Origin of the sequence: Planomonospora sp. ID67723 (assembly GCF_015711605.1) — a bacterium.
GTDB lineage: Bacteria > Actinomycetota > Actinomycetes > Streptosporangiales > Streptosporangiaceae > Planomonospora_A.
On the sequence record NZ_JABTEZ010000001.1, the window covers coordinates 2,027,284 to 2,050,460 of the forward strand.

Genomic DNA, 23,177 nt, shown 5'->3' on the forward strand with positions numbered 1-23,177 from the left:
ATTCGAACGAGGAGTGCACGTTGCTGGGAATGGTGCTGGCCGCCGGGGCCGGACGACGCCTGCGGCCGTACACCGACACGCTGCCCAAGGCGCTCGTGCCGGTCGACGGTGACACCACGATCATGGACATCTCGCTGCGGAACCTCGCCGCGGCCGACCTCCGTGACGTCGTGGTCATCGTCGGCTACCAGGCGCAGGCCGTACACGAGCGCAAGGCCGAGCTGGAGCGGCGGCACGGCGTGAAGCTCACCCTCGTGCACAACGACAAGGCCGAGGAGTGGAACAACGCCTACTCCCTGTGGTGCGCGCGAGACTACTTCGACCAGGGCGTGCTGCTGGTCAACGGCGACACCGTGCACCCGGTCTCGGTCGAGCACACGCTCCTGTCGGCGCCGGTCACGAGCGACATCCTGCTCGCGGTGGACGACGTGAAGAAGCTCGCCGACGAGGAGATGAAGGTCACCCTCGACGAGAACGGCCACCTGAAGCAGATCACCAAGCTGATGGACCCCGCCTCCGCCGCGGGTGAGTACATCGGCGCGACCCTGATCCGCCCGGGCGTCGGCGCCCGCCTGGCCGACGCGCTCCAGGCCACCTTCGAGCGCGACCCGCAGCTCTACTACGAGGACGGCTACCAGGAACTGGTCGCCCGTGGGGAGAAGATCGCGGTCGCCCCCATCGGAGACGTCTCCTGGGTCGAGGTCGACAACCACGACGACCTCGCCAAGGCGCGGGAGATCGCGTGCCGATACTAGCCAGGATGCTGCCCGCCCCGCTGACCGTGGAGGTACGGCGGGGCGCCATCGCGCAGCTCGGCTCGCTGCTGGCCGACAGCCGGGTGGCGACCTCCGGGCGGGTGGCGGTGGCGGTGGGCGCGGGACAGGGTGACCGGATCGCGGAGATGATCGCTCCCTCCCTCGGCGAGGCCCGGATCTTCCGGGTGCCCGACGGCTCGGTCGACGCGGCGGTGACGCTCGGCGCCGACCTGCGCAAGGGGGCCTACGAGGCGGTCGTCGGCATCGGCGGCGGCAAGACGATCGACGCGACCAAGTACGCCGCCTCGCTCGCGGGGATCCCGATGGTGGCGGTGGCCACCAACCTGTCGCACGACGGGATCTGCTCGCCGGTGGCGTCGCTGACCCACGAGAGCGGCAAGGGCTCCTTCGGCGTGCCGATGCCGCTGGCCATCGTGGTCGACCTCGACTTCGTGCACGACGCCCCGCCGTCGCTGGTCCGCTCCGGGGTCGGCGACGTGGTGAGCAACCTGTCGGCGATCGAGGACTGGCAGCTGGGCAACGTCGAGCGGGGCGAGCCCATCGACGGCCTGGCCTGCTCGATGGCGCGCACCTCGGCGGAGGCGGTGATCGGCAGGCGTGACTCGATCGAGTCCGACGCCTTCCTGACCGTGCTGGCCGAGGCGCTCATCCTGTCCGGGATGTCGATGGTCATCGCAGGGTCATCCCGTCCCTCCAGCGGCGGAGACCATGAGATCCTGCATGCCGTGGATCAGCTCTTCCCCGGCACCTCCAATCACGGCGAGCTCGCCGGGATCGGCGCCGCCTTCTGCTTCTTCCTCCGCGGGGACTCGCGGAGACTGGACCAGGTCGTCGAGTGCCTGCGCGGGCACGAACTGCCGGTCAGCCCCACGGACGTCGGGCTGACCGCCGAGCAGTTCACCGCGGCGGTCATGCTGGCGCCCTCGACCCGCCCCGGGCGCTACACGATCCTGGAGCACCTGCGCCTGTCGGAGTCGGAGACCAGGGATCGGGTGGAGGACTATGTCCGGGCCGTCGGTCGCTGAGCTCCGCGCGGTGGCCCAGCCGCACTCGACGATGGAGCGCAACAGCGGCGAGCACTGGGCCGGTGTGCTCTACATGCGCAAGCTGTCGATCTACGTCACCTGGTTCCTCGCCAAGACGCCGATCACGCCCAACCAGACCACCTGGCTGATGATCCTGTGCGGTCTGGCGGCGGGCGGCGTCCTGGCGCTGCCCGGTCTCTGGGCGGCGGTGGGCGCGGCCCTGCTGGTCCAGGTCTATCTGCTGCTCGACTGCTCCGACGGCGAGCTGGCCCGGTGGACGGGGCGGACCTCCATCACCGGCGTCTACCTCGACCGGGTCGGCCACTACTTCGCCGAGGCGGCCCTGCTGATCGGGCTGGGCTTCCGGGCCTCGGAGATCCTTCCCGACTGGTACACCGTGGCGGGCTTCGCCGCGGCGCTCGGCGCGATCCTGATCAAGGCGGAGACCGACCTGGTGGACGTGGCCCGGGCCCGCTCCGGGCTGGTGGCGGCGACCGAGTCCTCGGCGGAGCAGTTCCACTCGCGCGGTCTGAGCCTGGCGAGGAAGGCCGCGGCGGCGCTGCGGTTCCATCGGATCGTCCAGGCGGTCGAGCTCTCGCTCCTGGTCGTGGCTGCCGCGCTCTGGGACCTGGTGAGCGGGGGTCTGGCCGCGACGAGGGTGCTGGCGGTGGCCTGCGTCGCGGTCGCGGCGCTCCAGATGGTCCTGCACCTGGTCAGCATTCTGGCATCCAGGCGGCTTTCATGAGGAACCGGACAGCGTCTCGGTGCGTCGTAGGTGCGAGCACTTCACTGTTCGGTGGGTGTTCGTTGACGGTTCCGATACGCTTGTCCTCTGGTAAATCAGAGCTCCGCACGTCCGCCAGAATTGCCCGCCCCAGCAGACTCGGTGATCATGAAAGTATGTTCCGCACGTGTTCTCGACGCGTCAAGGCGATGACCCGTTGAAGATCTCGTGTGTCATCCTCACCATGGGCAACCGGATCCCGGAGCTGGACCGGGCGGTCGAGTCCGCGCTGAACCAGGACGACGGCGACGTCGAGGTGGTCATCGTCGGCAACGGCGCGGACGTCCCCGAGCTCTCGGCCACCGTGCCGCCCGGCTCCTCGGCCTCGATCAAGACCGTGCGCCTGTCCCACAACGCCGGCATCCCGGCGGGGCGCAACCGCGGCGTCGAGGAGTGCTCCGGCGATGTGGTGCTCTTCCTCGACGACGACGGCTGGTACGGGGCGATGGACGTCGTCTCCCACCTGCGCGAGCGTTTCTCCACCGAGCACGACCTCGCGGTCGTCTCCTTCCGCGTGATGGACCCCGACGGCGGCGTCGGCCAGCGCCGCCACGTCCCCCGGCTGCGTGCGGGAGATCCCGAGCGCTCCTCCCCGGTCACCACCTTCCTCGGCGGCGCCTGTGCGATCCGCCGCTCCGCCTTCCTCCAGGTCGGCGGGCTGCCCGAGCGGTTCTTCTACGCCCACGAGGAGACCGACCTGGCCTGGCGCCTGCTCGGTGAGGGCTACCGCATCGAATACGACGCGCAGACCGTCATGTACCACCCGCAGGTCCCCCCGACCCGGCACGCCGACTTCTACCGCCTGAACGCACGCAACCGCGTCTGGCTGGCGCGTCGCAACCTGCCCTGGTCCCTCGCCGTCCTCTATCTTCTCAACTGGGTGGTCCTCACTCTGCTCAGGGAGCGTTCCGGACCGGCTCTGCGTGCCTGGTTCAAGGGCTTCCGGGAAGGACTGAGCGAGCCTGCGGGCGAGCGCCGCCCGATGGGCTGGAAGACGGCCTGGCGCATGCTCCGCCTGGGTCGCCCGCCCATCGTCTGATCTTCCGTACGGGTGCCGTGAAGGGGTTTCGGCGTGGACGTCTACACCCTCGGCGAGGCTTTCGGCGTCGTCACCAGCGGCCGGATCCGCCACGAACACGAGGCGCGGCTCGACGTGACCGGCGCCGAACTCGCCGTCGCCGTGGGGCTGGCCAGGCTCGGCCACACGGTGAGCTGGCTGGGCAAGGTGGGCGGGGACGAACTGGGCGTCAGGATCCTGTCGGCGCTGCGCGGAGAGGGCGTGGACATCTCCGACGCCCGGGTGGCCGAAGGGGTCCCGACCGGGATGATCCTGAAGGAGTCGCGCACCGGCCAGGAGGCCAGGCTCACCTACTACCCCACGGCCGTCCGTCTGGCCCAGGGGAACGTCCCCGTGGACCGGATCACCCAGGCCCGGCTCCTGCACGTCAGCGGCGCCACCGCCGCGCTGAACGCGCGTGACGCCCTGAACGCCGCGGTGCGGGCCGCCCGGACCGCGGGAGTGACGATCTCCGTGGCCATCGACTACGACGAGCGGCTCTGGCCCGACCTGAGGGAGGCCGAGGAGATCCTCGGCGCGCTGGCGCGCGCCGCCGACGTGCTGTTCGTCCGCCAGTGCGAGCTGGACCTGGTCAAACCGGCCCTCAACGGAGACCGGGAGGTCGTTGTGAACCGGGGCACCCGTGGCGCGAGCGCCCGGGTGAACGGTGTCCGGCACGACGCGCCCGGCCTCACCGCACCCGTCGTCGACCCCACCGGTTCGCGGCCGGCCTTCGTCGCCGGGTATCTCAGCGCCCTGCTGGAGAGCCTGCACCCCGCCGACCGGCTGCGCCGCGGCGGCCTGCTGGCCGCCTTCGCGGCCTCCGGCCCCAGCGACTGGCAGTCCCTGCCCACCAGGGACGAGCTGCCCCTGCTGGAGACCGACGGCTGAGCGCGCTCCTACAGTTGCTTCGCCTCGCCGAAGGACATGGCGGTGTGCGCGATCGTGGCGGTCACCAGAGCCCGTTTGGGCAGGCCGAGCTCGCTCAGCTCCTTGGCGACGGGGTGGTTGCCCAGGCGGACCAGCGCGCCGCCGGGGCGGGTGCGGACGCCGCGCGGGGAGAAGGACCAGGGGATGCGGCGGGTGGCGCCGTCCAGGTGGCTGTAGGCGTCCAGGCGGCCCGCCGAGCGGGGAACCGGCATGCCGGGCCTGATGAGCAGGTCGATGACCAGGCGTCCGTCCTTGCGGACGATGCACCGCTTGTACGGCGAGGCCAGGCGCAGGTCGATGCCGGCCAGTTCCTTGGGGAAGCCCCAGATGGTCCGCCCGGCCTCCAGGGTGAAGCCCTGGTCGACGGGCAGCCAGTGGACGAACGTCCCGGCGCCGGAGCGGCGCAGCTCCGCCAGGCCCGCGAGCAGGCCCCGGCGGGGCGCCGGGCCCGCCTCGGGCGGCCGGACCAGGAAGACGACCCCGAACTCGTGGTAGGCGTCCAGGTCACCGTCGACGTAGTCGACGAACGCCAGCGAGCAGACGGCCCTGCCCGGCAGGACCTCGGCCACGTCCAGACCCGAATAGGCGATCACCGCCCGGGCCGCGTCGGCTCGCACGAGGTACGAGGCAGTGCAGACCGTGGCATCCCGGACGCGCACCGGCATGGCCACATCGCGTCCCTGGATCAGATGGCGTGCCATGGTTCAAGTAGACCAATCTCACGGCCTCCCGTCACGGGTTTGCCGGCCCACTGCTCCAGGTGGCGGACGAACTCCTCCGCGTGACCCCGCCAGTCGTGGTTCCGCGCCGCCTCCGCGTGGCCGCGCGCGCCCATCGCCGCGGCCTCCCCGGGGTCCTCCCGCAGCGCCAGAACGGCCGCCACCACCGCGTCCACGTCCTCGAAGGGCACGACGACGCCGCAGCCGACCCGGTCGACCAGATCGGCGGCGGCCGGGACCGGGGTGGTGACCACCGGCAGGCCCCGGGCCATGTACTCGACGACCTTGGTCGGCACCGGCTGCCGGTGGCCGGGCAGGTCGTGCGGGAGCGAGAGCCCGGCGACGGCGCCCTCCGCCATCCGCAGCGCGTGCCTGTTGGGCACGTACCCGTACCAGTCGAGCAGGCCCTCCCGCTGCGCGTCCCGCAACAGGGGCCGGATCTCGGCGTCGGCGGCGCCGATCAGGTCCAGCCGGATCCCGTGCGGCAGCAGCCGCCGCGCGAGCTCGACCAGCTCCGCCGCGCCCCTGGCCCGGGAGAGCCGGCCCACGTGGACCACCCGGTTGCGGCCGGGCGGGGCGGGCGGACGCCGGGGTACGCAGGTGGTGTCGCGGACGACGGGATGGGCGGAGGCGAACCGCTCCCGGTAGGACTCCTCGGCCAGGATCAGGTGGAGGCGGCGCTCGGCGCGGGCCTCGATCCGGCGGACCAGCGCGGGCAGCAGCAGGCGGAGGGCTCCGGGCAGGCGGCTCTGGGCCGCCAGCGCGGCGGCGGTGTCCTCGTGCACGTCCCAGACGGTGACGGGACGACGCCTGGGCAACCGGAGCAGCAGCTCGACGTCGTGGACGATCAGCAGGTCGGCGCCGTCGACTCCGCGCCGCAGCGCCCGGCGGGCGGCCCTGAACGCGCGCCAGCGGCGGCGGCCCGCCGCACGGGGCACGTCCACGGCCCGGATCCCCGGCTCCGGGGTGACGTTGCAGTCGGTGAAGGGCGCGACGTAGGTGACCTCGTGCCCGGCTTCGACGAGCGCCCGGATCTGCCGATGCATGATCCGGGCGTCTTCAGGGTGATGAACGATCGTCCCTACGCATACCCGCATATCCCGATGCTGAGCGGTGCTTCCGTCATCACCGGATGTGCCGGGTTAATTACCGCGTAACTGCCGTTGAACTCTCCTGGGCTCCGGCGGGGGCGCCTTTCCCGGCGGGAGGCCCGGAGGGGCGCCGGTAGAGCCAGACCAGGCGGGGCTCCAGCAGCCACTTGAACGCCGTGCGGGTCTCCGGCAGGCAGAGCACGATCGCCAGCGCCACCGAGCTCGACATGATGGCCAGCACGCCCAGCGGGCCGTACAGCCACGGGAAGCTCAGCCACCCCTGGTCCTTGGCGATGAGCACCACCACGCCGTGCAGCAGGTAGGCGTAGAGCGTGCGGGTGCCGAGGTCGGAGAACCAGGTCTCGCGCCGGGGCACCAGGGCCAGCAGCGCCACCGACAGCACCAGCGCCGCCACCAGGATGGCTCCGCGCACGCCGAGCCCGACCCACCAGCTCATGTCCATCTTCTTGAAGCTGTAGCGGAAGTAGACCGGCTGGAGGCTGACGTGCGGAGCGATGACGATCGCGGTGGCCGCCCCGGCCGCGGTCACGATCCCCGCCGTGATCCGCACCCACAGCGGCTTGAGCAGGTCGAAGTGCTCGGGCTTGAGCATGAGGCCGAGCACGTAGAAGGGGAGCAGCCCGAAGAAGCGGTCGAGGCTGAAGTCGCCGGAGATCTCCGAGAACCCGGCCACCATGTAGATGATCACTGCCACCAGCAGCGGCTGCCGCATCCGGTGCCAGATGGGCGTGGAGATCCGCCAGAGCACGAGGGCCAGGAGGTACCAGTTCAGCCAGGCCGGGTCGATGATCGTCAACGTCCACTTCTGGCCCAGCCCGAGGCGGAGCAGCGCGTAGCCGATCTCCACGATCACGTACGGCACCAGCATGGTGTCGACGAGCTTGTTGATCTTCGCGTTGGAGTTCCAGAAGTTCCGGCCGAGGTAACCGCTGATCAGCACGAACGCCGGCATGTGGAACGTGTAGATGAACAGGTAGACGGACTTGGCCGAGTGCGCCTCGAACGTGGGCACGAGCGAGTGCCCGGCCACGACCAGGGTGATCAGGACGAATTTCACGTTGTCGAGGTACGGCTCGCGCTTCTTCCTGGCCGGGGGGGCCTCGGGCTCCTCCGCCGGGCGCGGCTCCTCCTCGGGGTGGCGTCCCCACGCCCCGCCCCACGAGGCGGGCTCGGGCTCCCGGGCGGGAGAGCTCTCCCAGTAGGAGAAGGGCCGCTCGCCGGGAACCGCCTGCGGAGCGGCGGCCTGGGGGCCGGGGAACCCGCTGACGTCCAGCGGGCCGGAGGGCCGGGGCTCCTGGTAGACCGGGTACCCCCACGCGGTGACCTCGCCGGGCGCCTCCTCCTCGTGCTCCCGGCGGTTCTCCCGCCCGGAGACGGCCGGCTCGGAGCCCGGCAGCTCGGGCCAGGCGGGCTCGGGCCGGGCCGAGGGGGAGGGCTGCGCGTGCTCGGGCATCGGCCACGGGGCGGGTTTCCGGCCCTGTCCGGCGGGAGGCCCGGCGGGAACGCCGCCGGAGGCGTCGTCGTCCCTGGGGGCCGGAACCGGGAAGGGGGATCGGATGTCGCTCACGAGGGGAATGCTCAGCTATCTGTCGGAGACGGGAAGGGCCGTTCTCCGCCGGAGACGGAGAACGTCGTCGGACACGCTGGCGAGGACGCCCCGGGGGATGGTGGCCGTGTGGGGTTCGCCTCACCGACCTGACCACCCTAAACCGATGACGCGCCGCCTGTCGCACGAGCGGGAACGTTTGAACCGGTTAGCGGGAAATTGTAATTGTTCCCTCTGCATGGGGCCGCACGTCCGGCGCGGACCCGTGCAGAACGCGGGTCACTGGCAGGGGTCGGTCTTGGTGTCGACCACGGAGTCCTTGAGGGAGTCGGGGATCTTGGTGGGGACCCGGACGCCCTTCCAGTCGTCGCCGATGACCAGCTGGACGACCGGGCCGGCGGGGGTTTCGGTGATCGGGGTGGCCGGCGTGTACTTCGTGGTGGTGCTGGGCTTGATCTTGCCGACGGTGGGGGCGAGCTTGTCGCCGGAGAGCCGCGCGGCCAGCGCGTCGGCGTAGGCGGGGCCCTGCTCGGCGTCCTTCTTGCCGTGGCGCACCGTGGTCGTGGGGAGGTTCCCGGCGGCCGGCCGGGCGTCGCCGACGTGGGTCACCACGAACCCCTGGGCGGCCAGCTTGCCGGCGACCTCCGTGGCCAGCCCCGGCTTGTCGGTGCCGTTGAAGACCTGGACGCGGACCTGCTCGTGCTTGACCGCCGGCTTGGCGGGGCCGCTGCTGGGGCTCGCGGCGGGGATGACCTCGGTGTCGTTCTTGATCGACTCGAACAGCTCGCTCGCCTGCGGCTGCCGCCAGACGACGCGGTTCTTGTCGGCGGGGTCGGGGCCCCACGGGACGGTGATGAACTTGACGCCGCTCGCGGTCAGCGCCTTGGCGCTGGAGGCGATGTCCATCAGGGTCTGGGTGTCCTTCGCCAGCTCCTCGTCCATCCGGACCGACTTGGCGGCCTGGTTGATGAAGTCGAGGAGCTTGGCGGGGTCGGTGAGCAGCGCGCTGCTGGTCGCCTTCTGCACCACCTTGGTGAGGAAGACCTGCTGGCGCTTGATGCGCTGGATGTCGCTGTTGTCGCCGTAGTCGCGCAGCCGCACGTAGCCCAGGGCCTGCTCGCCGTTGAGGTTGTGCCAGCCGGCGGGGAGGGTGAGCTTGGCCTTCTTGCTGTCCACCGGCTGCTTGAGGCAGATCTTGATGCCGTTCAGGGCGTCCACGATGTTCTTGAAACCGGTGAAGTCCACCTCGACGAAGTGGTCGATGCGGATGTCGGTGAGGGCCTCGATCGTGTCGATGGTGCAGGTGATGCCGCCCACGTTGTAGGCAGAGTTGATCATGTCGCGCCGCGCGGCGACCGGGGTGCCGTTCTCGCTCTTGCAGGCGGGCATGTCCACCATGGAGTCGCGGGGGAAGCTGACCAGCGTCGCCTTGTCGCGGTTGGGCGAGATGTGCATGAGGATGATGGTGTCGGTGCGCTTGCCTGCATTGGCCATCTTCTGGCCGTACTTCAGGTTGTCGCCCTCGCGGGTGTCGGAGCCGACCAGCAGCACGTTGAGCGCCCCGGTCTGGTTGACCGGGCGGTTCTCGCTGAGGTTCTTGTCGACCTGGACGCCCTTGATGTTGCCGAGGGTGTCACGGTAGATCTTGTAACCGCCGAGGGTCCCCAGCACCAGGAGGCCGGTCAGCCCGATGCTGGCCCAGCCGCCCACGCCGATCCGGCTCCTGCCGCCTCTGCCGCGGGGGGATGCGCCCTTCGGCATGTACTCCTCCGGGGGAGGTCCGCCGTCACCGCCCGCGCGTCGGGAGGCCCGGCGGCCCGGTTCGGGTCGGCGGTCCTTCACGGCGACATGCCGGTGGTCGCTCATGCGATCTCCTCGCCTGGCGGCAACACGCTGCGTCTAAGCTCGCTCATTGCGCCCAAAGAGTAGGTCATGCGGCGAGCGCGGGGAGTCGTGATGGGCTGAATTTGGCCATGACACTCCCCTGGATTGCCGCCGTGATGATCCGGCCGCCCAGCATACTCAAATTCGGACATTTCATGGAATGTTCTTGAAAGAAGGTCTGCCTGCGGCCAGGGCGAGCGCCAGGCAGGCGGCCGGTACGGCCGGCAGGACGTACCGGTAGTCGAACTCCGCCACGGCCGGCGGCACCACGAGCAGGGCCACCGCCGTCACCCAGGGGAACGCCCACGCCGCCGGGACCGCTCCCGAGCCCCCGGCCGCCGGATCCGAGGCCGCCGGATCCGAGGCCGCCGGGTCCCGGGCCGTCGGCTCAGAGCCCGTCGCCTCCGGGAAGGCGGCCGCCGTGCCCGTCCGGGCCCGCCGCCACCGCAGGCCCGCCAGCGCCGGGGGGAGCGCCAGGATCACCAGCAGCACCGTGCCGGGCAGCCGCACGGCGTCCTGGTAGGCCCGCATCCAATCGGCGTACGGTTCGACGATCACGGTGGCGATCGGCCCCCGCTCGTAGCGGTGCGCCAACTCCGCCCCGACCGTGGCCGGATACCGGCCCGGCGGCGGAGGCGGCACCGCCGGGAACCGGTAGTAGGCGTAGATCTCCGCGTCCGGGTAGACCGGGCGGTACCAGGTGAAGGAGCGGGCCAGCTCCTTGAGCGTCGAGGCCGCGTAGTCGAGCGGCTGGCTCCGGATGGCCAGCGAGGCGAACCTCCCGGCCAGGGTGTCGGTCTCGTCGGTGAAGGTGATGCCCGGCAGCTTGACCAGAGCGGAGTCCGGACTCCAGATGTACTCCTGCGCGGGAGGCCGCCGTGCGGGCGGGCGGGGGTCGCACAGCACCGCCAGGTCCGGCGGGGGGTCCATCACCGAGCAGTCGGCGAACGTCATCGTCTTGGAGTAGAGGAAGACCCCGTTCGCCCCCACGATGCCGACCCGCTGGTAGGTGGCGTAGAACCACGCCCCGTACCCCAGGACCGGAAGCGCCGCCGCGGCCAGCATCACCCCGGCCGCCAGGACCCGGCCCCGGGCACGGTAGAGCAGCCAGGCCGCGAAGACGGCGACCAGCGGGAGGCCGATGGTCCTGGTGAGCGTCGCCGCCGCGAGCAGCAGGCCGATCCCGCACGCCGTCCGCAGGCCGAGGCGCGGGGAGACGGCGAGGCAGGCCGCGGCCAGGACCAGGACGGTGAACAGGGTGTCGGAGACCAGCAGGTGCTCCAGCTCGATCTGGTAGGCATCCAGCAGGGCGGGGACGGTGGCGAGCGCCGCGGCCCACCCGGCGACGCCCAGCCTCCGGGCCGTCAGGTAGACCAGCACGCCCACCCCGAGTCCCAGCAGATGCTGGACCAGGGCGACGGCGGCGAAACTGTGCAGCGGCTCCAGCAGCCGCAGGAACATCGAGTATCCGGCGGGGCGGACCAGGTCGGGGCGGGGGCGCAGCGCGGTGACGATGTAGGTGTAGGAGTCGGGGAACCAGAGCGCCGGCCGGTAGCCCAGCATCGTGACCACCCGCAGGACGGCTCCGGCTCCCAGCACCCCGAGGAACCACCGGTGCGCCCGTACCAGTCCGCCCACTCGCCGCCCCCTTCGCGCGTCCCGCGTACGTTATCGGCTCCGTCCGGGACGGCGGCTGCCGCTACCCTCGGTGGCAATCATGGGAACCGGCCTGCTGGATCGCGCGCGGAGGCCCTCGGCGGGGCGGGTGCTCGCCGCGGTCTCGGCCGCGCCCGCGCTCGTGCTCGCGGGCTGGCTGCTGGCCGGGCTCCCGCTGCTGCTGCTCGGCTGGTTCCGGCCGCTCGCCGCGGTCCCGCTGGGCCTGGCCGCCGCCGTGCTGCTGTGCCGGTACGGCCTGCGCCGCCTGCCGGCGATCCCCGGGGCGACCGCCCGGCAGACGGCCGGGGTGATCGCCACCGCCATGGGTTCGTGGGTCTTCAACACCGCCTTCCACAGCGAGCAGCTCATCGTCCGCCGCGACCCCGCGACCTACGCGCAGTACTCCGCCTGGCTGGCGGATCACGGCTCCCTCCCGATCCCGTACGGCGAGGCGGCCTTCGGCGGGCCGGACCCGGCGCTCCGGTTCGGCAGCGTGGGCTTCTACGACCACGGCGGCGCGGTCGTGCCGCAGTTCATGCCGGGGCCGCCGATGCTCCACGCGGTCGGCCACTGGCTGGGGGGCCTGCCCGGGCTGCTGCTGGCCCCGCCGGTGCTGGGCGCCCTGGCCGTACTGGTGTTCGCCGGGGTGGTGGCCCGGCTGGCCGGGGCCCGCTGGGCGGCGGTCGCGGCGCCGGTGTTCGCGGTGAGCCTGCCGATCCTGTACACCTCGCGAACCTCTTTCAGCGAGATCCCGTCCCTGATCCTGCTGTTCGGCGGCATGGCCCTGCTGCTCGACGCCGTCTCCCGCCTGCGCGCGGCCCCGGAGACCGGAGCCGGGATCGGGGCCGGGCTGGCCGGGCTGGTGTTCGGCCTGGCGGTCCTGGTCCGGATCGACGGCCTGCGGGACGTGCTGCCCGTGCTGGCCTACGCGGGCCTGCTGATCGCCCTGCGCCGGGTGGGGAACGGCGAGAAGACGGCGCCGGGTGCCCACGGGGCGGATTCACCCGACGCCTCCGGCCGGGAAGGGACCGGTCTGCGTCTGAACGCGCGGCTCGGGGGGCCGCTGCTGGCCGGGCTGGTGACCGGGGCCGGGCTCGGCCTGGCCGCCGCCTGCCTGCTCGCCCGGCCGTACCTGACCTACCTCTCCGGCTCGCTGCGGCCCCTGCTGGCCGTCTGCGCCGCCGTGCTGCTCCTCGCCCTGGCCACCGCCGCGCTCGCCCCCCGGCTCGCGGCCCCTCTGCGGCGGATCGCCCGGATCCGGTGGCTGCCCGGCCTCGCGGCGGGGACGGTCGCGGGCGTCACGGGCCTGTTCGCGATCCGGCCGTGGCTGCAGACCGTGACCCGGCACGCCACCACCGAAGAGGACCGGCTGACGTCGGAGTTCATCGTCAAGACCCAGCAGGCGAACGGGTTGCCGCCGGACGGCTCCCGGCTCTACTACGAGGACTCGCTGTACTGGGTGGTCTGGTACGCCGGGCTTCCCGCCGTGGTGCTCGCCACGCTGGCGGGGGCCGTACTGGCCCGGAGACTGGTCAGGGGGACCGCTCCCGAGTGGCTGCTCCCGCTGATGGTCATCGGCTGGACCACGGTCACCACGCTCTACCGCCCGGCCATCACCCCCGACCACCCGTTCGCCGCCCGGCGGCTGGTCCCCGTGGTGATCCCCGGCATGATCCTGCTCGCCGTCTGGGGCCTGCGCCTGCTCGGGGAGAAAACCCGAAGGGAGGAGTACGGCGCCGCCGCCCGGGCCCCGCTCGCCGCCCGGCTCGGGCCCCTGTCCGCCGCCTCCTCGGCCCGGTTCGCCGCGCTCGGCGCCGTGGTGCTGCTCGTCCCTCCGGCCGCGATCTCCGCCGGGACCGCCTTCACCCCGGTCGGGCGGGGGGAGCGCGCGGCGGTCGAGGCCATGTGCGCGGCTCTCCCGGAGAACGCCTCGGTCCTGCTCGTGGAGCGGGTGACCGCCGACCGGTTCACCCAGCTCGTGCGGGGCATGTGCGGCGTGCCCGCCGCGGGGGTCGAGGTCGTCCCCGGCACCAGTCTTCCGGCTTCGGCCGACGTCACCCGCCTGACCGGCCGCATCCGGGCGGCGGGCCGTACCCCGGTCCTGCTCGCCGCCGAGCCGGGCCAGCTCTCGCCGTACGGCGCTCCGGTCCGGGTGATGGCCCTGCGCACCCGCCAGGACGAACGCTCCCTGGTCAAGGCCCCCGACGGCACCTGGTCCCTCTCGGTCGACGTGTGGATGGTCATTCCCTGAGGGGTTTGGCATAGTCGCCCCATGTCGTTCCCCGATCACGGTGAACCGTCCTCCGGCCACGAGGAGCTCTCCTTCGGCTCCGGCGACCCCGACCGGGAGCCGAGACTCCAGATCTGGCTGCGGCCGTACGCCCGGCTGCTGGCCGTCTGCGCCGCGGTGCTGACGGTGCTCGGGGCGGCCGCGGCCGGCGGCTGGTACCTCCACCAGCGCTCCCTGCGCCCGCTGCCCCCGCCGGAGACGGCCCTCCCCGAGCAGCTGCGGTTCTCCGTCGCCCTGTGCGGCGGCTACGGGCCGGGAGCGGGACGCTGCCCCGGCAGGGAGAAGGCCACGGAGGCCGACTACCTGAAGGTGGCGGACCGCATGCGGGCGATGCCCGAACTGGCCGAGGTCGTCTTCAAGGACGAGGCGGCGGTCCGCCGGGCCGTGTCGGCCCGCTACGTCGCCATGGGCGAGCAGGAGATGATCGCCGGCGCGGTCTTCACGCCTTCCCTCGTGGGGACGCTGCGCCGGAGCGGCGACTTCGCCGCGGTGGCCGCGCGGCTGAAGGCGTTCCCCGAGGTCGAGACGGTGCTGCGAGCCCCTGCGGACTTCTGGGCGGGGAAGGCGGATGTCGAGATCGTCCTGTGCGCGACGGCCGACCGGCTGGAGAAGGAGTGCACGGAGAACCGGCCCGCCGGAGTCGAGGGCGCCGCCACCGAGGCGGAGAAGGAGGTGATCGTCGCCCGGCTGTGGGACCTGCCGGGAGTCGAGACGATCTACCTGCAGGACCACGGGCACCTCATGAGACTGATGCGGCACTACGAGTCGGGGGGCACGGTCTCCAGAGGGCCTCGCCGGCCGGACCAGACCTTCCCCGGGAGGGCTCTCCGGCCGGACCAGTTGTACGAGACCTTCTACGTGAAGCTCTCCCGCCCGATCGAGCCCGCCGGGACGGGTGAGATCGCGAGGGTGCTGAAGACCCTGCCGGGCGTGCTGGGGGTGTTCCCCGTCGAGGCCGCCGGGTGACGACCGCCCGGCGGGTGCCGGGGGAGGCCGAACGGGGTGATGTGGATACGGGGCCAAGCCGGGCAGAGTATCCTCGCCCGTCGTGAGCACGCCCGAGACCCCCGAGAGTGAACCAGCCGTGGACGCAACGCCGTACGTCACGATCGTCCTGCCCTGCTACAACGAGCAGGACCACGTCATCGACGAGGTCGAGCGCATCTGCGAGGCCATGGACGGCAGCGGCTACACCTACGAGCTCGTGGCCGTGGACGACTGCTCCACCGACCAGACCCTCGCCCGCCTCCAGGAGGCCGCGCCGCGGTTCCCCAACATGCGGATCAGGGCCTTCCACCGCAACGGCGGCTCGGGCACGGTTCGCAGGATCGGCACGCAGGAGGCGCGCGGCGAGATCGTCGTGTGGACCGACGCGGACATGACCTACCCGAACGAGCGCATCCCCGAGCTGGTCCAGATCCTGGAGAAGGACCCCACGATCGACCAGGTCGTGGGCGCCCGGACCACCGAGGAGGGCTCGCACAAGTTCCTGCGGGTCCCGGCCAAGCTGGTCATCCGGAAGATCGCCGAGTTGCTGGCCGGTCAGAAGATCCCCGACCTCAACTCGGGCTTGAGGGCGTTCCGCAAGTCGGTCGCCCGGCCGTACCTCCGGCTGCTGCCGCCCGGGTTCTCCTGCGTCACGACGATCACGCTGTCGTTCCTGTCGAACCAGCACGACGTCTACTACCTGCCGATCGAGTACAGCAAGCGGGCCGGGAAGTCGAAGTTCAGCTTCGTCTCCGACGCCTACCGCTACATCCTGCAGGTGCTGCGGATGGTGATGTACTTCAACCCGCTCAAGGTCCTCATGCCGCCGGCGATCTGGCTGGTCGGCATCGGCCTCGCCAAGGGGGTCTACGACAACATCAAGACCCCGTTCTACCTGGCCAACAACACGATCATCATCTTCGTGACCGGGCTGCTGATCGGCTCGCTGGCGCTCCTGGCCGACCTCATCGTGCGCTCCCGGAGCGAGTAGGCATGCGGATCGCGATCGTCGGGCCGACCTACCCCTACAAGGGCGGCGGGGCCGCGCACACCACGGAGCTGGCCCACCGGCTCAAGGCCGCCGGGCACGACGTGGTCATCGAGTCGTGGAAGGCGCAGTACCCCTCCTTCCTCTATCCCGGCCGGCAGACCGTGGACAGCCCCGACGGAGAGCCGTTCCCGAAGTCCCTCAGGCTGCTCGACTGGCGCCGTCCGGACGGCTGGGCCGAGTGCGGGCGCCGGCTGCGCACCGCCGACCTGGTGATCCTCGCCGTGCTCAGCCCGGTGCAGGTCCCGCCCTACCTCGGCATCTTGTACGGCCTGCACGGCCGCGACCGCCGGGTCCCGGTGGTCGCACTGTGCCACAACGTGCTGCCGCACGAGCGCAAGCCGTACGACACGCCGCTGATGAGGGCGCTGCTGCGCCGGGTGGACGGGGTGCTCGCGCACTCCGAGGCGCAGGCCACGCTGGCCCGCGGACTGACAGGGGTGCCGGTGACGGTGGCCGAGATGGCCCCCCACCTGCCGGTGAAGGCGCCCCAGGGCGCCTTCGGGCGGTCCCGGCCGATGGGTGCGCGGGGCCGGCTGCTGTTCTTCGGGCTGGTCCGGCCGTACAAGGGGCTCGACCTGCTGATCCGCGCGCTTCCCCCGGGGATCTCGCTGCGGGTGGCGGGGGAGTTCTGGGGCGGGGTGGAGGAGACGCGGGCGCTCGTGGCCGAACTGGGCCTGGGTGAGCGGGTGGAGCTGCGGCCCGGCTACGTCGCGGCCGAGGACGTGCCGGCGCTGTTCGAGGACGTGGACGCGCTCGTGCTGCCCTACCGCAGCGGCACGGCCAGCCAGCAGGTGTGGCTCGGCCACGAGCAGGGCGTGCCGGTGATCGCCACCCGGGTCGGCACGCTCGCCGAGCACGTCACCGACGGAGTGGACGGGCTGCTGGTCGAACCGGGGTCGGTGGAGGCGCTGCGCGAGGCGCTGACGCGCTTCTACCAGCCGGGCGAGCCGGAGCGGCTGCGCGCCGGGGTCAAGGCCGTCGACCCCGATCCCTACTGGGAGGCGTACGTCGGGGCCCTGCTCTCGATCGGACGCTGAACGCCGCGGCCCAGCAGGAACCCGATCCCGGCCCAGGCCACGTCGGCGAAGGTGAAGACCAGGCGGGAGACCACGGCGGCGACGAGGGCGTTGGCGGTGCCGATCGTCGGCGCGAGCACGAGCACCATCGCGCCCTCGCGCACCCCCACCCCGGCCGGGATGAAGGCGAACAGCAGGCCGGTGGCCCAGGCGAAGGCGTAGGCTCCGGCGCCGAGCAGATAGAGCGAGAAGTCGCCGGTCAGGTCGCCCATGACCAGCCACAGGTGCGTGCCGTACACCAGCCAGCCGGTGATCGTCCAGGCCGTGACGCCCAGCAGGGTGCGGCCGGAGAGCACCTCGTCGAAGGGCTCCCTGCGGGCGATCCGCAGCGCAAGGTTCAGGCCCCAGGCGAGGATCCGCGGGTGCATGCAGACGACGATCACCGGGATGACCAGCGCGAGGTACCAGGTCCTCTCCGCCACCTCCTGGGCGGTGAACGGCAGGGTGGCGGCGGCCAGGCCGACCGCGCAGCCGAGGGAGATCACCAGACCGATCGAGGTGCCGCCGAAGGTGCGCCGGGGCGGGCAGCCGTGGTCGCGGCCCAGCTCCATCATCGCGGCGTAGGCCCAGACCGAGCCGGGGACGTACTTGCCGAGCTGGCCGACGAACAGCACGCGGGCGGCCACCCGCAGCGGGAACGCGGAGCCGAGCCCGGCGATGACCCGCTGCCAGGCGACCATCATGATCCAGACTCCGGCCATCACCGCGGCGAGCGCTCCCGGCACCGACCACCACGACAGCCGGGAGAGGGCGGAGACGGTGTCGTCCCAGTTCCGGGCCAGGCCGTACCCGACGAAGGCCAGCGCGACCAGCGCCAGCAGCACGCGGAGCAGGCGGCTCGATCGCAGCCGGCCGAGCAGTCGGGTGAACATTGGCCAAGAGTACGACGTTGACGTTACTCGGCGGTAGGTTTCCGGCGCGCCGGTACTCTTGGGCACCGTTCGAGGCGGACGAGGAGCGGTGGACGACTGATGGCGGGCAGGACGAGCACGGAGCGGCAGGCGCAGCTCGAATACTCCGAGTTCCAGGCGGCGATGCTGGACGAGGCGAAGCGCCGCAGGAAGGCCGCGAAGATCGTGGCGGTTCTCGGCCACTTCCTCGGCCGGGACGAGAACATCCTGGAGGGCCTGACCGTCGCCGACATCGGCTGCTCGGCCGGGTTCATCGCCGACGAGCTGGCCGCCGCGGGCGCGGCCAGGACCTTCGGCGTCGACATCGACGTGCCCGGCCTGCGCAAGGCAGCCGCGCGCTTCGGGGAGCGGGTCGAGTTCGTCTGCGCCGACGGCACCGCGCTGCCCTTCCCCGACGGCTCGATCGACGTGCTGGTCTTCAACCACATCTACGAGCACGTGGTCGACCCCGATGCGATCATGGCCGAGATGCGCCGGGTGCTCGGCGACGACGGCGTGCTCTACCTGGGGCTGGGCAACCGGCTCGGGGTGATGGAGCCGCACTACAAGCTGCCGTTCCTGTCCTACCTGCCGCCCGCCCTGGCCGACCGCTACGTGCGCCTCTCCGGCCGGGCCGACAGCTACTACGAGCGCTACCGGACCCGCCGCGGCCTGCGGAGGATGGTCCGGGGGTTCCGGGTCTGGGACTACACCTTCCCGGTGCTCGCCACCCCGGCGGCCTTCGCCGGGTCGGAGCTGTTCCCGGGCGTGGTCGGCCGGGTGGCCGAGGGCGTGCTCTCCCGGCTGCCCCGCGCGGTGCTGCGCGCGCTGCTGCCGGTGGTGCCGACCTACCTGTGGATCGCGACCAAGAGCACCCGCCGGCCGGCCGGCCCCGGCCTGCCCCAGCCGCCCGACCCGGTCCGGGTCCTGTGAGCGCCGCCTCCCCCGGCCCCGCGGCCCCCGCCTCTCCGGACCCCGTCCCCGGACCTCCCGCGGGCCCGGTCCCGGCGCGCCCCTCTCCGGTCAGGCGGCTGGTCCGGCTCGCGTTCCTGCTGGTGGCCCTGGGGTTCGGGGCCTGGGCGGTGGCGAGCCAGTGGGAGGCCGTGCGGGCGGGGTTCGCCCGGCTGTCGTGGCCGTCGCTTGCGCTCTCGCTGGTCGCGGTGGTCGCCGCGCTGTGCGGCGGGATGATGACGTGGCGGGCGCTGCTGGCCGACCTCGGCTCGCCGCTGTCGCTCCGCCCGGCCGCCAGGGTCTTCTTCGTCGGCCAGCTCGGCAAATACATCCCCGGCTCGCTCTGGCCGGTCCTCGCCCAGATGGAGATGGGCCGCGAGCTGGGCGTCCCCCGGCCGCGCAGCGCGGCGGCGTTCTTCCTGACCATGCCGGTCCAGCTCGGCAGCGGGCTGCTGGTCTCCGCGGTGACGCTGCTGGCCGCGCTGCCCGGGGCCGCTGTGCCGTACGCGTGGATGTTCCTGCTGCTCCCGGTGCTCGGGGTGGCGTTCGAGCCGAGGGTGGTCAACGCCGTCATCGGGTTCGGGCTGCGGAAACTGGGCCGGGAGCCGCTGGAGCGCCCGCTCACCCGGCGCGGCATGCTCACCGCGCTGGGCTGGGCGCTGCTCGGCTGGACCGCGTACGGCCTGCACCTGGCCGCGGTCGTCTACGAGCTCGGCCCCTCGGGCCTGTCGACGGCCGTGTTCTCCGTCGGGGCCTTCGCCCTGTCGTGGTGCCTGGGGATCATGACGTTCGTCGTCCCCGCCGGGGCCGGGGTGCGCGAGGTGGCCATGGTGGCCGTGCTGGCGCCCGTCCTGGACCGCGGGTCCGCCATCGCGGCGGCGCTCTGCTCCCGGGTGGTGATCGTCCTGGGCGACCTGCTCTGCGCCGCCGCGGCCGGGCTGGCGGCGCGCCGTGCCGCCGACTCCGGAACCGATTCCGTTCGGCGAAAAGTCATGTGATTCAGACCACTCTGCGGGAGGCTGTGGCAATAGGGTGAAGTGGAGACGGGGGAGAACGGTTCCCCGTGGTCCTTGAGGGGAGCGACCTTCGTGACGCCTCGTGTGCTCGTCGACGCGGCCGCGGTGCCGGCCGATCGCGGTGCGCTGATCAGGTACGTCGACGGGCTCGTCGCAGCGCTCGACCGGGCCGGGGCCGATCTGGCCGTCGCCTGCCAGCGCGCCGACGCCGAGCGGTACGCCAGGCTGGCGCCCGGCGCCCGGATCATGTCCGGCCCTCCCTCGATCACCAACCGGGCCGCCCGGCTCGCCTGGGAGCAGAGCGGGCTCCCGCTCCTGGCCGAGCAGGCCGGCGCCCAGGTGATCCACGCCCCCTACTACTCGATCCCGCTCGGCTCCCGGCTGCCGATCGTGGTGACCGTGCACGACGTCACCTGGTTCACCGAGCCCTCGCAGCACAGCGCGGGCAAGGCGTCCTTCTTCAGGAACGCCACCCGCACCGCCGTACGGCGCGCCGCCCGGGTGGTCGTCCCCTCCAAGGCGACCAGGGACGAGCTGATCCGGGTGCTCGGCGCCGACCCGACCCGGATCGACGTCGCCTACCACGGGGTGGACCCGGCGCTGTTCCACCGCCCCTCCGAGCAGGAGCTCAAGCACGTGGCCGAGAGGCTCGGCCTGCACGGCACACCGTACGTCGCCTTCCTCGGCGCGCTGGAGCCCCGTAAGAACGTTCCCAACCTGATCCGCGGGTTCGCCGGCGCCGTGGCGGACCTCGCCGATCCGCCCGCGCTGGTGCTGGGCGGCGGCGTGCACGACGCCGACGTGGACGCGGCGGTCGACGAGGTCTCCCCGGCCGTGCGCGTGGTCCGCCCCGGCTACCTGCCCTTCGGCGACCTGTCCGGCTTCCTCGGCGGGGCGCTCGTGGTGGCCTATCCCTCGTGGGGGGAGGGCTTCGGACTGCCGGTCCTGGAGGCCATGGCCTGCGGCGCTCCGGTGCTCACCACGCAGCGCGCCTCGCTGCCCGAGGTGGGTGGCGACGCGGTCGCCTACACCGAGCCCGACGCCGACGCCATCGCCGCCGCGCTGCGGGCGCTGCTGGAGTCGGCGACACGCCGGGAGACCCTTTCCGCCGCCGGGATCGCCCGGGCCAGGGAGTTCACGTGGGAGACTTCAGCCGAAGCCCATCTGCTCTCGTATCAACGAGCTGTCGAATAGTGGGCTAACCTCACGGAGATGACGGAGACCTCTGTGCCGGAACTCGAGGCGATTCTTCTTGTCGGGGGGCAGGGGACGCGCTTGCGCCCGCTGACGCTCGGCACGCCCAAGCCGCTGCTTCCCACCGCAGGGGTTCCCTTCCTCGCCCACCAGCTCGCCCAGGCCCGCGCGGCCGGCGTCCGCCGCATCGTGTTCGCCACGTCCTACCGGGCCGAGATGTTCCGCGAGGCGTTCGGGGACGGCTCGCGGTTCGGGCTCACCCTCGAATACATGACCGAGGAGACCCCGCTCGGCACCGGCGGCGCGATCCGCAACGCCGCCGAGGCGCTGACCTGCGGCCCGGACGCGCCCGTGGTGGTGCTCAACGGCGACATCCTGTCCGGGCACGACATCGCCGACCAGGTCGCCTGGCACGTCGGCCGGGGCGCCGCCGTCACCCTGCACCTGACCGAGGTCGACGATCCCTCGCGCTTCGGCTGCGTGCCGACCGACGACGAGGGCCGGGTGACGGCCTTCCTGGAGAAGACCCCCAACCCGGTCACCAACCGGATCAACGCCGGCTGCTACGTCTTCACCCGTTCAGTCATCGACTCCATCCCGGAGGGCGAGGTCGTCTCGGTCGAGCGGGAGACCTTCCCCGGCCTGATCGAGGCCGGCGCCCTGGTGCTCGGTTACGCCGACGCCTCCTACTGGCTCGACGTCGGCACCCCGGCCGCCTTCGTCAAGGGCTCCCGCGACCTGGTCCTCGGGCGCCTGGCCTCACCCGCCCTGCCCGGCCCCGCCGGAGACCTCCTGGCGCTGCCCGGCGCGGTGATCTCCCCCGAGGCCAAGGTGGCCGAGGGGGCGACGGTGGGGGCCCGCGCGGTGGTCGAGGCCGGAGCCAAGGTCACCGGGAGCGTGCTGGGCGACGACTGCGTCATCGAGGCCGGGGCGATCGTGGCCGACTCGGTCGTCGGAACCGGGGCGCGCGTGGCTTCCGGCGCGGTCCTGCGCGACGCGGTGATCGGTGACGGCGCGGTGATCGGTCCCGGCAACGAGCTCCTCGCCGGCAGCCGCGTCTGGCCGGGCGTCGTGCTCCCCGAGTGCGCGGTCCGCTTCTCCAGCGACGTCTGAGCGCCGGGTGGATCTCCGGTACGGCACGGCGCCGTCGGCAGGACCGGAGGGCGCCAGACGGCCGGCCGTCAGAGAGCGGAGCTGGCGACCGGACGGGCCGCTGGACATCGCGCTCACCCTGCGCCCGTACCGGCGCGGGAACGGAGACCCCACCTGGCGCGCCACGCCCGACGGGGCGATCTGGCGGACCTGCCGGACCCCCGGCGGGCCGGGATCGCTCCGCATCTCCCGGCGCGACGGGGAGGTCCTGGGCTCGGCGTGGGGGCCGGGGGCGGAGTGGCTGCTGGAGACGCTGCCCGAACTGCTCGGCGCCGGCGACGACCTGTCGGGGTTCGCCCCCGGGCACGAGGCGGTGCGCCGGGCGGTCAGGCGGCACGAGGGGTTGCGGATCGGGCGCACCGCGCGGGTGCTGGAGGCTCTGGTGCCCGCCGTGCTGGAGCAGAAGGTCGTGATCGACGAGGCCCGGCGGGCGTGGCGGTGGCTGCTGGCCAGGTACGGCGAGCCCGCCCCGGGGCCGGTCCCCGAGGGCATGCGGGTCTTCCCCGAGCCCGAGGTGTGGCGATCGATCCCGTCGTGGGACTGGCACCGGGCCGGGGCGGAGGCCGTACGGGCCAGGACGATCGCCAACGCCGCCCGGCACGCGGCGAAGCTGGAGGCGGCGGGGGAGAGCGCGGAGCTGGACCGGCTGCTGCGGGCGCTGCCCGGCGTCGGGGTCTGGACCTCGGCGGAGGTGCGCCAGCGCTCGCACGGCGACCCCGACGCGCTCTCGGTGGGCGACTACCACCTGCCGTCGCTGGTCGGCTGGTCGCTGACCGGGCAGCGGACCGACGACGCCGGGATGCTCCGGCTGCTCGCCCCCTACCGGGGTCACCGTCACCGGGTCAGCAGGCTGCTGGCGCTGACCGGCCGTCGGCCCCCGGCCCGCGGTCCGCGGATGGCCCCGCGCGACTACCGTTCCTTCTGAGCCGGCCGTCCCCGCACGCTCGTTGCGGGCGCCGTGCTCCCGGCGGGGGGAATCCCGCCTCGTCGGCACCCGGATCGGCCACCGGACCCGGACCCGGGACCGATGCGGTGGCCGGAGCGCCGTAATGTGCGCTCATGAGCGTTAACCCCACCGACG

Annotated in this window: 20 protein-coding genes; 14 read left to right on the forward strand and 6 right to left on the reverse strand. The window is 72.5% G+C overall.

All coding sequences use genetic code 11. The features are described from left to right. The first annotated feature begins 20 nt into the window (after nt 1-20). From HS041_RS09635 to HS041_RS09655, 5 genes are all read left to right on the forward strand, one after another. Nucleotides 21-755: a phosphocholine cytidylyltransferase family protein gene (locus tag HS041_RS09635; protein WP_196440122.1), complete on the forward strand. Its 735-nt coding sequence runs from the start codon at nt 21-23 to the stop codon at nt 753-755. 5 nt (nt 756-760) lie between these two features. After that, the gene (locus HS041_RS09640; protein ID WP_196440856.1) at nt 761-1,801 is read left to right on the forward strand and encodes an iron-containing alcohol dehydrogenase family protein; all 1,041 of its coding nucleotides are present in this window, start codon (nt 761-763) and stop codon (nt 1,799-1,801) included. Then, nucleotides 1,779-2,546, forward strand: coding sequence for a CDP-alcohol phosphatidyltransferase family protein (locus HS041_RS09645; protein WP_196440123.1), 768 nt, complete (start codon nt 1,779-1,781; stop codon nt 2,544-2,546). The genes HS041_RS09640 and HS041_RS09645 overlap by 23 nt, the downstream gene beginning before the upstream one ends. Before the next feature lie 196 nt (nt 2,547-2,742). Beyond that, complete coding sequence (locus HS041_RS09650) at nt 2,743-3,624, forward strand: glycosyltransferase family 2 protein (RefSeq protein ID WP_196440124.1); 882 nt, start codon at nt 2,743-2,745, stop codon at nt 3,622-3,624. Between the two features lie 33 nt (nt 3,625-3,657). Continuing rightward, nucleotides 3,658-4,533 (forward strand): sugar kinase, encoded by an 876-nt coding sequence (locus HS041_RS09655; protein ID WP_196440125.1) that lies wholly within the window; start codon nt 3,658-3,660, stop codon nt 4,531-4,533. An 8-nt stretch (nt 4,534-4,541) separates the two neighbouring features. On the opposite strand, the gene HS041_RS09660 is transcribed toward HS041_RS09655, so the two are convergent. The 5 genes from HS041_RS09660 to HS041_RS09680 form a co-directional block, all read right to left on the reverse strand. After that, entirely contained in the window at nt 4,542-5,273 is a 732-nt protein-coding gene (locus HS041_RS09660; protein ID WP_196440126.1) for an acetoacetate decarboxylase family protein, read from the reverse strand. After that, the gene (locus tag HS041_RS09665) at nt 5,258-6,337 is read right to left on the reverse strand and encodes a glycosyltransferase family 4 protein (protein WP_374058833.1); all 1,080 of its coding nucleotides are present in this window, start codon (nt 6,335-6,337) and stop codon (nt 5,258-5,260) included. Before HS041_RS09665 ends, HS041_RS09660 begins: the two co-directional genes overlap by 16 nt. Nucleotides 6,338-6,437: 100 nt before the next feature. Continuing rightward, nucleotides 6,438-7,970, reverse strand: a complete 1,533-nt coding sequence (locus tag HS041_RS09670; RefSeq protein ID WP_196440128.1) for an acyltransferase family protein — start codon at nt 7,968-7,970, stop codon at nt 6,438-6,440. A gap of 258 nt (nt 7,971-8,228) precedes the next feature. Continuing rightward, nucleotides 8,229-9,710: an LCP family protein gene (locus HS041_RS09675; RefSeq protein WP_230878500.1), complete on the reverse strand. Its 1,482-nt coding sequence runs from the start codon at nt 9,708-9,710 to the stop codon at nt 8,229-8,231. A 276-nt stretch (nt 9,711-9,986) separates the two neighbouring features. Then, nucleotides 9,987-11,471 (reverse strand): hypothetical protein, encoded by a 1,485-nt coding sequence (locus tag HS041_RS09680; RefSeq protein WP_307845217.1) that lies wholly within the window; start codon nt 11,469-11,471, stop codon nt 9,987-9,989. 79 nt (nt 11,472-11,550) lie between these two features. On the opposite strand from HS041_RS09680, the gene HS041_RS09685 reads away from it, so the two are divergent. From HS041_RS09685 to HS041_RS09700, 4 genes are all read left to right on the forward strand, one after another. Further along, nucleotides 11,551-13,740 carry a hypothetical protein gene (locus HS041_RS09685; RefSeq protein WP_196440857.1) on the forward strand — a complete coding sequence of 730 codons (2,190 nt, stop codon included), beginning with the start codon at nt 11,551-11,553 and terminating at the stop codon, nt 13,738-13,740. A 21-nt stretch (nt 13,741-13,761) separates the two neighbouring features. Then, nucleotides 13,762-14,745 carry a hypothetical protein gene (locus HS041_RS09690; protein WP_196440130.1) on the forward strand — a complete coding sequence of 328 codons (984 nt, stop codon included), beginning with the start codon at nt 13,762-13,764 and terminating at the stop codon, nt 14,743-14,745. 82 nt (nt 14,746-14,827) lie between these two features. Then, nucleotides 14,828-15,757 (forward strand): glycosyltransferase family 2 protein, encoded by a 930-nt coding sequence (locus HS041_RS09695; RefSeq protein ID WP_196440131.1) that lies wholly within the window; start codon nt 14,828-14,830, stop codon nt 15,755-15,757. 2 nt (nt 15,758-15,759) lie between these two features. Then, complete coding sequence (locus HS041_RS09700; RefSeq protein WP_196440132.1) at nt 15,760-16,854, forward strand: glycosyltransferase family 4 protein; 1,095 nt, start codon at nt 15,760-15,762, stop codon at nt 16,852-16,854. Here the strand turns inward: HS041_RS09700 and HS041_RS09705 are convergent. Further along, complete coding sequence (locus HS041_RS09705) at nt 16,809-17,765, reverse strand: lysylphosphatidylglycerol synthase transmembrane domain-containing protein (protein ID WP_230878501.1); 957 nt, start codon at nt 17,763-17,765, stop codon at nt 16,809-16,811. The genes HS041_RS09700 and HS041_RS09705 overlap by 46 nt on opposite strands. Before the next feature lie 99 nt (nt 17,766-17,864). On the opposite strand from HS041_RS09705, the gene HS041_RS09710 reads away from it, so the two are divergent. The 5 genes from HS041_RS09710 to HS041_RS09730 all read left to right on the forward strand — a co-directional run bounded on the left by HS041_RS09710 (nt 17,865) and on the right by HS041_RS09730 (nt 23,021). Further along, nucleotides 17,865-18,716 (forward strand): class I SAM-dependent methyltransferase, encoded by an 852-nt coding sequence (locus tag HS041_RS09710; RefSeq protein WP_196440133.1) that lies wholly within the window; start codon nt 17,865-17,867, stop codon nt 18,714-18,716. Then, nucleotides 18,713-19,732, forward strand: coding sequence for a lysylphosphatidylglycerol synthase domain-containing protein (locus tag HS041_RS09715; RefSeq protein ID WP_307845218.1), 1,020 nt, complete (start codon nt 18,713-18,715; stop codon nt 19,730-19,732). The genes HS041_RS09710 and HS041_RS09715 overlap by 4 nt, the downstream gene beginning before the upstream one ends. A gap of 90 nt (nt 19,733-19,822) precedes the next feature. Further along, nucleotides 19,823-20,944 carry a glycosyltransferase family 4 protein gene (locus HS041_RS09720; protein WP_307845219.1) on the forward strand — a complete coding sequence of 374 codons (1,122 nt, stop codon included), beginning with the start codon at nt 19,823-19,825 and terminating at the stop codon, nt 20,942-20,944. Between the two features lie 18 nt (nt 20,945-20,962). Next, on the forward strand, nt 20,963-22,057 hold the full coding sequence (gene manB, locus HS041_RS09725; RefSeq protein WP_196440134.1) for a mannose-1-phosphate guanylyltransferase: 1,095 nt from the start codon (nt 20,963-20,965) through the stop codon (nt 22,055-22,057). Nucleotides 22,058-22,064: 7 nt separating this feature from the next. Beyond that, nucleotides 22,065-23,021 (forward strand): DNA-3-methyladenine glycosylase family protein, encoded by a 957-nt coding sequence (locus HS041_RS09730; protein WP_307845220.1) that lies wholly within the window; start codon nt 22,065-22,067, stop codon nt 23,019-23,021. Nucleotides 23,022-23,177: the final 156 nt, after the last annotated feature.